Raw genomic sequence first — 8,891 nt, 5'->3', positions numbered from 1 at the left:
CAAGTTTAATCGAGATTGTCGATACTCCCCTCGCCTCCATTTTGATTGTGAGAGAGAGCACCAATTTCCGTGGTCTTTTTCGTTTATCAGGTTGTTTCTCACTATACATGGAGGATGATTTCTGCACCATTGTGCGCTTTCTCCGTAGTGCTAGACTCGAATCCGAGAATATCTCTCATGTTATACATACTTACATCATTAAGGCCTCCGTGAAATGAGAAGGCAATGATCATTAATAAATGTAAAGCTCAGCCTTCGAGGAACATAGGGTAATCAGTATATAGTGGATATTGAGAAGGAGAATTAAGATTCAAAACAGAATTAAACTATAATTTGGAAAATCGTGGTGTTGCATGATTAACTTTAAGAGCATGAGTGTAAAAGACAAGATTCTGTTTGCCGTTAGTCCGACGACTTTGGACCTCTGTCAAGATAGTAGACACAGAATTTAGTGATTTAACGAATTAAAGTGGTATTGGCGTTCAAAGTCAGATGGCTTGCGGTAGCCGATCGACGAATGAATGCGTTCATTATTGTAGAAAACTTCGATGTACTCGAAATGCTTTTCTCAGCTTCCGCACGGGTCTCGTACTTGTTCAGATAAATCAGTTCTTTCTTGATGATACCGTGAAAGGATTCGATGCAGGCATTATCGTAGCAGTTGCCCTTGCGGCTCATGCTGCCGATCATGGAGTAGACCTTGAGCTGCTCTTGATAATCGTGTGAGGCGTACTGGCTACCGCGGTCAGAATGGTGCAGCACTTCACCCTCGGGTCACTAACGGCCGTTAGCCTGCCTGACGGGAAAGAAAAGCTTAGGGTGTCCTATGGCGATGTATATGCGCACTTGAATAATGATCAGATTATTATGTTCAATATTTCGGCATACGATAGCAGTGATTTGTATAATACGACAAGTGTGAAGAGTAGGGAAGTCAGAGCGCTCGGGGATCAATATAGGGGTAACTGGGACTCGCTGCGTGCATTGAAATATCTAATAGAGTAGATCTTCAATTAGAATCATTGAGTTTTTCTAAATAAGCGCTTAAAATAGCTTGTTGACAAGGGAGTTATAGATTTAAAACAAAAGAATCCTAAGCCACTAAGCATCCGTTGTGATGCTTTTTTTGTTAAATGCAGGAAAACGTCGTTTAATATCGAACTAGTTCTAAAGTCATGCTTTTAAATATGAACATATGGGTAGTGATTTGAGTGAGTGGGGGAATAATTCCTTTTTTAAAGTGGGCTGGAGGGAAGCGGTGGTTCACCAAGAAGTTTGGTGAAATTTTCCCACAGAGATATAACACATATATTGAACCATTTATTGGAGGGGGCTCGGTGTTTTTTTATTTAAAGCCTAACCGCGCCATTATTGGAGACATAAACGAGGAGTTAGTTCTAACATATCGCTCGATTAAGGAGAATTGGGCTAAAGTAAATGAATTGCTCGAGGTTCATCAAAGAAACCATAGTAATGACTATTATTATTTAGTTCGGGAATCAATTCCCCATGACCAATATGAGAAGGCTGCGCGTCTAATTTATCTTAATAGGACATGTTTCAATGGAATATATCGAGTGAACCTTCAAGGTGTTTTTAATGTGCCTAAGGGTACCAAGGACAGTGTAATATTAGATTCTGATAATTTTGAAGGTATATCACAGTTATTAACAAACACTCAAATTTGGAATGCAGATTTTGAATTTCTAATAAATAACGCAAACCAAGATGATCTAGTGTTCGCTGATCCTCCCTACACGGTTAGGCACAATCAAAATGGCTTCATCAAATATAATGAAAATCTTTTTTCTTGGAACGATCAACTGAGGCTTGCGGACGCACTACTCAGAGCTAAACAAAGAGGAGCGATTGTGATAGCGACAAACGCTAATCACCAATTGCTAAGAGAGCTTTATCAAGAGCGAGGTTTTGAAATTAATACTGTATCCCGCTATAGTTCAATATCTGCAGATCCAAAAAAGAGAAATCAGTATGAGGAAATAATAGTCCATACAAATTTAGAAGGGGGAAGATTAATATGACTCAAGTTGGACTTGGTAATTTGGTAACAAAAACTACTACGCAGGATAATCCACTTTTTTCTCTACGTACTTTTTTAGAGCAAGAGGCGAGGATGGAACAAGCACGTCAATTAGATAAAATGAGATTTGTAGGTTATGTTTTGGAATTAGGCTATGAAAAGGCAAAAATTATTACCTCGGACCCATACAAGATAGCTGTTGGTGGAATACCACGGGGTTCGTTTTTAATTATGACCCCAAACAACTTAGGGAATTTACCTCCTCATTTTACTTTGCTAAGAGTTACGGGCGTGACAACAACACCATTGAGTAATCAGGTTCAGCAAACATACTTTGAGCTTCATAAAAAGTCTATGCCAGAACTTGATGTTTGGACGCAAGGGGAACTACAGTGGGGAGCGCTGGAATGTGATGTGCTTGGAATGTTCTATCCCTCTCCAACAGATCAAAAACAGTTAGCATTCTCAGGAGATGTTAACAACGTGGTTAGCGCCCATCGTTATAAGGTTTACTCACCAGATGAGACCTTATTGAACCTTATAGTTAATGGAATGGTGAAATCTGAACATCAATTTGAATTGGGAACACTAAGAACGATGGAAAACCAACTTGCTAATAATGAAGGTAATAGAATTTCGGTGAAAATATCAATGAAAGATTTTAAGGGCTCCAGAACGTCTATGTTTGGGAAAACCAGACTAGGTAAGTCAAACGTTGTAAAGTTAATTGCTCAAGGAATTATTGAGGCAACTGCAAATGATAATAGTGTGGGCCAAGTAATATTTGATATTAATGGAGAGTATGCAAATGATAATCCTCAGGATGGGAATAAATCTATTCGCTCTGCATATACAGAACGTTGTGAAGTTTATGCCTTGACAGAAAGGCCCAATACGCCATCTAAACCACTCAGATTAAACTTTTATGAACAACCAGACTCATGTATGAATGTATTGGCATCAATGCTCCAACAGGATAGTCAATCGTCGAATTATATCAAAGCATTTTATAGTGTCCAACTGCCGAGTGTAGAATCTATTTCAAAGCTGGGTTTCAACGAAAAAACCAGACCAATTAGAAAAATTCAGTATTACTGGGCTGTATTGAAGAAGGCAGGCTTCCCTGTTGATGAACAACGGCTGCTTTCTCTTGGGCTCAATAGTAAAAACACTAAAAAATTTGATCCACACTTTACAGATATTTTGAGGGAAGATGTTTATAAAGGAAAAAAGAAACCTGATCGACCATCAACCTTAGACGAGCTTGTCAAAGAGCTTCAGGCTGTTACTGAATACAGACGTAATAACCCAACAAGTGAACATTTAACATCTTCAAGCGGAAATGCTTTATTTGATGCCGATGATATTGCACTACTTGACTTCTTGAGCCCTGCTACTGGTTCTGGGCCAAGCGTTTTGAGAGATTATATTAAATACCATTCACCTAGAGCTGGCGACTTTTTAAAAGAAATATTAGCACTTCTAGATATGGGAAAAACAATTATTCTTGACTTAGGAAATGCTACTGATGAGATCAGGAGATACTTCTCAGATATGCTGTCTAGGGCTATTTTTGCTCATCAGGAACAGAAATTTGTAACAAACTCACTAAATAATCACTATATTCAGATATATTTTGAAGAGGCACACAATTTATTCCCGACTAACGATAAAGATCTAACTGGTGTCTATTCGCGATTTGCAAAAGAGGGGGCTAAGTTTCATATTGGGATGGTTTACTCGACTCAGTCCCCTTCTACCATTAATAAGGAACTTCTGGCTCAGACTGAAAATTTCTTTGTGGGACATTTATCATCGATTGATGAAACCAAGGCACTGTCAAAAGTGCAGATTGCATTCCTAGGTATTGAGGAAGATATCCTACGATCTAAGACACCAGGATATATGCGGATGTTAACTATATCTCACCGATTTGTTATTCCAGTACAAGCCAATCGATTTGAAGCTGCAGCATTTTCAGATTAGAAGGGAAGAGTTATTGTGCCATATAGTCAAGGAACGCGGTTACCAGGTGAATCTGCTTCTAAGCTGGGGCATTTAAGTGTCATTGAAAGCGAATGGGTAAATTCACTTATCAATGATTTCGAATATCCTAAAGCCCAAATTGCTGATCCTAGTAATACCCTTTGGACTGAATTTAATTCTCTATCCGCTGAACCGTTACGTAATGTATGGGCAGTAGATGGATCCTTTGTGAGCGTATCATCTGATGGCTTTCCCAGCAGAGAGTTATCGTTCGTAAAAACGGCGTTATTGACAATGGATCGTGCAAAAATTGATACAATAGATAAAGAACATCCGCATCCACTCCATCTTCAGGACGTCATGACAGGAAGTGCAATATTTCACGCAACTGTCTTTCCGCTACGAAATATCAGAACAAGTCTAGGCAGTAATTATGAAGCTATAAGGAATATAATTAAAGATTCTGTTAAAGTGGATGAAAATGGCATTTTTTATGAAACACTTAAATGGATTGTATATCAGAAGTGGAGTAGTGTTCCCACAAATTCTCCCTCCTTTGGGTGCCCTCATTGCATGGCTGATATTCAAGGATTACCAGTAGATGCTGACCGTGGACACTGTGGTGAGTGTCATAAAGAAGTATTCCTTACTGATATGATAGGCTTTCATTTAGATATGGACGAAGACAGTGCTCCAGAGAGTGTACCATCTGCTTATATGTTAATTATGGAGTTATTAATGCTTTTTACAGTAATTAGACTTCTATGGCACCATACAGATAAAAGCCAATTAAGTGACACGTTATTTATAAAAGATGGACCACTTACATTAAGAAGTCAGTATTCAAAGCTAGTGCCCTCTTTGAGAGACTTTCTTGAGCACGCTAAAAACGTAGGAAGACCAATACATATTATTGGGCAAGAAAAGAGTGGTGTCTTCTTTGATCATCTCTCAACAATTGCCCGATTTACATCTCCAAAGGAACGTAATGATAAACTTCATTATGCAGTTTTATCCCATGATTACGTTAGGAAAGAAGTTTATCGTATGCCCGACCTTTCTCATCCTTATGGTAAGAGAACAAACTGGGGAGAAAAAATGTATGTTAAGTTTGATCCTCATACTTATATGGTATTAAACATCCCCACAGGAGCTTACAATGAAGAAAATAGCTTTCCTTCTTCTGAGGATTTAATTGGACTGGAACGTATACTAACTACGTTGCCCAGTCTAATTAGTCATAAACATGAGGGGGCATTATTTCCGATTGAACTTGCAAACGGAATTGCATCAATGTCTAGCTATCCCTCATCAAAAATATTGCAAAAGTTTTCTCAATTTCCAGATGGAAAATAAACATTGCACTAGTATGCTTTAAGACAACATAGATGTAAGGAGAATATTATTGTGAAAACTCAAGTGTTAGTAATACCTGGAATTATGGGGAGCACGCTTCAAAAGCATTCTCTAAATGTTTGGCCTCGCATACTACAGCCCCAAATGCGTAAATTTTATAACGAGCATTTGACACTAAATGAAGAAAATGATGGAGAATTTTATAGACCGATAAGCATCTTAGATTTCACGTATAAGTCTTTATTAGAATTTCTTAGGGCCAAACCATTTAAAGTTACTCCTGTCCCATATGACTGGCGGAAAAACATACTGGAACAGAAAAAAACGATTGATGATTACATTGATGATGATTGTGACAACATTATTTTCATTGCTCATAGCATGGGAGGAATAATAACAAAGTTATATCTTAACCAAATTAAACATGAGAACCCGATTACTTATAATAAAGTAAGCAAGGTTATTACACTGGGCACTCCATGGCATGGGGCAATGGATGCCTATAAAACCATAAATTTTGGTAAATCAATCCCAGAACGTTACAAGCGTTTTATTACAGGAGTAGTTATAAATAAAGAAACAACGAAAGATGTATGCCCTACTTTTCCAAGTGTATATCAATTATTGCCTTCGAAAAACTATTATCAGAAAGCAATTGAAAGCGAGAATAACTTTGTTCCTTTTCGATCTGCTCAAACAAATTATTATGCACAAGAAGACTTTTTTAGAGATGTCATGCAACCCATATTTGAACAATATGGTCATGACTATGACTCTGTAATCAAGGATTTGCATGACGAACTTGACCAAGATTTCGAGCAAGAACACCATGAAATAATAGGTTTTGGTGAATTAACTTTAGCAGGAGTTGAAATTAACCAATTAGAAGAGGTTTTTGGTGACTATCGCAATGGAGATGCCACAGTTCCACTGTTTAGCGCAATGTCACCTTCTTCTGAAAAATATTTTGTTAAAAATGCTAAGCATGATGGTTTACCGTCAGATGAAAGTGTGTTAAGTATTATTGAGTCTATATTCTCTAATCAGGAAATTACTGAGACCGAGAGAATAAAGAGAGATTACAATTTAGTGAAAGATCAAGGTTTTACAGGAAAGCTTATTAAGGTTGCATGTCCTGTAATGATATCTCTAGTAAATGAACAAGGTGATTATATTTATGGTCATGTTGAAGCTATTGATGAAATTAGCTTAGAACGACTAGGAGCGACGTCCGTAAATGTTTTAGAACTAGGCGGCACTTATTATGTGTATTATGAAAGTAATGAACAAGATAAGGACTCAGACCAGGAAATAAGTAAAGTGGTAGTTGAAGCTTATGGAGAAGGTCCTACCTCTATTTCGGTAGATAGTTATATCGGAGGTAAGGTAGCCGAGACAGCAAGCTTTTCGACGTTTAATATCACACCAGACAAACGAGTCGAAGTCATACTTGAAGATAGTGATGATTTAAGGCTCGTAATATCTGATGGTGTTGATGGTGAACATGTAGAATATCCTTTGAAAGATGGACCCAATAATGAAAGTATGCCTCCTGTAACAAGTATAAGGATAAATTCAAATGGTCCCATCTGGAGTGAAGAGAATATTTATGTGCTGGAGGGAGTAGTGAAACTTCATCTTGATAGCATTCAGGGTGAAATTGAATCCATCTTCTATAAAGTTCAAGGTCAAGGTAATGGATATTCTCTCTTTCAAGGAGAAGAAATTAATGCGGATTTAGAGTATGGAGAAAATACCATATCCTATTTCTCACGCAATAAGTATGGTGTTACTGAACCCATTAATACAATTACTATATATAGAATTAGAAGTGTAAAACCGCTTGTCGAATTCACATTCTACTCTCATATGTATGAGTTAAAGACAAGTCCAAACGAAGAGCTGGAGTTTTTGGCCTCAAAATATGGCTTCCCGCTTGGACAAATAACATCTGTAATTAGTAAACGCGAGAAATTGGATGAAGAAATTATATTTAATAATACGGTTCTTTACGTCAAGGATCCCCAACAGCGTGAAATAGTAATTAGTTATGAAACGGAGATGGGATTTAATTATACCGAGGTTTTTAATATTGATGAGAATGATATAGTCGGACTTTTTGAAGGTGTAGTAGAAGACCAAAATGTGATACGCTTTTTTAGTAGCTTGCACTTGGACAATCCTAAACGTGTTAGGATTAAAAAGAAATTTGGTGCAAGTCATCCAAGTAGAACGCTAACAGCCAAAAATATTAAAGAAGCAAGCTATATTGAGGTATCAAACGAGTATATAAAGGCATACTTTATGATGGATACTGATTTTACGGTATCATTTCAAGATCTAATGGAAGATATTACTTTGCCTTCTGGACCGAATAGTCGATATGAGTTTAGCTTTAAGTTGATGGATGATCTTGGGAACTATATCCGTACATTGGAATGTAATGCCTTATTGACCTTAAAGGTGGGGTCTGAAACCTATCTGGAGGATGTAGAAGTTGATTATAATGATGAATCTTCTTGTTATGAGGGCTCCTTTAAAGAAAGTTGGATTGTGGAGCACTTAAAGGATTATTGGAGTAATGTTACTATACATCCACTCGAGATAAGCATCAGGGAGAATAGAACAAATAATGTTTTGAGGATCCATGAAATTAAGATTAGAAAGAAAAAGTAGTATGCCTACGAAAGGAGGGGGAAGAGTGATTCCGATATTAATTAACCTGATCTTGATAATAGGTGTTATTGGCTACTATTCTATAATTAAGAATCAAATTCGTAGAGGTTTGTTTTTTGATGTGACTCTACTTAATAAACTGAAATACCTCATTCTCCCTCTTTTTATGGCTATAGGAAACTTAATATTATCTTTGATCTACGGTATATTTTATTTAATACTTACCTTTGTCTTTGGGTTAATTCCTGTAGTAGCCTACTTTTATGAAAAACGGATTACCTCCGTAAATATTCGATCTAAAAACGAACTAACTATCCAAATATCACCTATGATTCAGGCTAAAGCCAGTCAAGTTGGAGTTAACATACATGTAGATGATATTAATGTTATTTTTGATTATAAGTCCAAAACTTTACACGTTTATGTTAAAGTACCGTCAAGGTCCAATGGCCTTAAAAAATATCTAAATCAACTTATCGAAGATACTTACCAAGGCTATAATACAAGGGTATTTCTTGAGGAGGAACCACAAAAAAAAAGTAATTTGGCTTTTATATAGTGTCAATTTTCGAAGCAAATTTAACTTGCATGCATTAATTCATGTGTTTGAAATCTCCGCCTGCGGCTAGCTGAAGAAGATAATCAGGCTGACCCAAAGGGTAGTCGGTTACAGGAAGACTCTAGGGTGACATCAAAGCTGTCACTACACCCGTAGAAGCTGATGTGGCGTTATCTTCGGACAGGGGTTCAAATCCCCTCGCCTCCATACCAAACAAGAGCACCCGTAAGGATGCTTTTTTGTTCGGTATGGAAGTAGGGGAAGAGAACCCCT

Annotated in this window: 5 protein-coding genes and 1 pseudogene; 5 read left to right on the top strand and 1 reads right to left on the bottom strand. The window is 37.3% G+C overall.

The genetic code is table 11. The features are described 5' to 3' along the window. Positions 1-448 precede the first annotated feature (448 nt). A pseudogene (locus tag FE784_RS40120) lies at positions 449-774 on the bottom strand (integrase core domain-containing protein); the annotation flags it as partial. Between the two features lie 437 nt (positions 775-1,211). Between FE784_RS40120 and FE784_RS40115 the strand changes: the two are divergent. The 5 genes from FE784_RS40115 to FE784_RS40095 are packed head-to-tail and all read left to right on the top strand — an operon-like array spanning position 1,212 to position 8,618. Beyond that, positions 1,212-2,042, top strand: coding sequence for a DNA adenine methylase (locus FE784_RS40115; RefSeq protein WP_218103891.1), 831 nt, complete (start codon positions 1,212-1,214; stop codon positions 2,040-2,042). Further along, a complete protein-coding gene (locus FE784_RS40110; protein ID WP_139607905.1) occupies positions 2,039-4,027 on the top strand; it encodes an ATP-binding protein in 1,989 nt (662 codons plus the stop codon). Before FE784_RS40115 ends, FE784_RS40110 begins: the two co-directional genes overlap by 4 nt. 15 nt (positions 4,028-4,042) lie before the next feature. Next, the gene (locus FE784_RS40105) at positions 4,043-5,383 is read left to right on the top strand and encodes a hypothetical protein (protein ID WP_139607904.1); all 1,341 of its coding nucleotides are present in this window, start codon (positions 4,043-4,045) and stop codon (positions 5,381-5,383) included. A gap of 51 nt (positions 5,384-5,434) precedes the next feature. Next, complete coding sequence (locus FE784_RS40100; protein WP_139607903.1) at positions 5,435-8,059, top strand: lipase/acyltransferase domain-containing protein; 2,625 nt, start codon at positions 5,435-5,437, stop codon at positions 8,057-8,059. A gap of 25 nt (positions 8,060-8,084) precedes the next feature. Next, positions 8,085-8,618: a hypothetical protein gene (locus FE784_RS40095; RefSeq protein ID WP_139607902.1), complete on the top strand. Its 534-nt coding sequence runs from the start codon at positions 8,085-8,087 to the stop codon at positions 8,616-8,618. Positions 8,619-8,891 lie beyond the last annotated feature (273 nt).

The organism is Paenibacillus hemerocallicola (assembly GCF_006265175.1).
GTDB lineage: Bacteria > Bacillota > Bacilli > Paenibacillales > NBRC-103111 > Paenibacillus_AB > Paenibacillus_AB hemerocallicola.
The sequence above is the reverse complement of the archived record's forward strand: the minus strand, read 5'-3'. Positions and strand labels throughout refer to the sequence as shown.

Coding starts and splice junctions, on each gene's coding strand:
- FE784_RS40110 (WP_139607905.1), top strand. CDS start 2,039: ATGACTCAAGTTGGACTTGGTAATTTGGTAACAAAAACTACTACGCAG.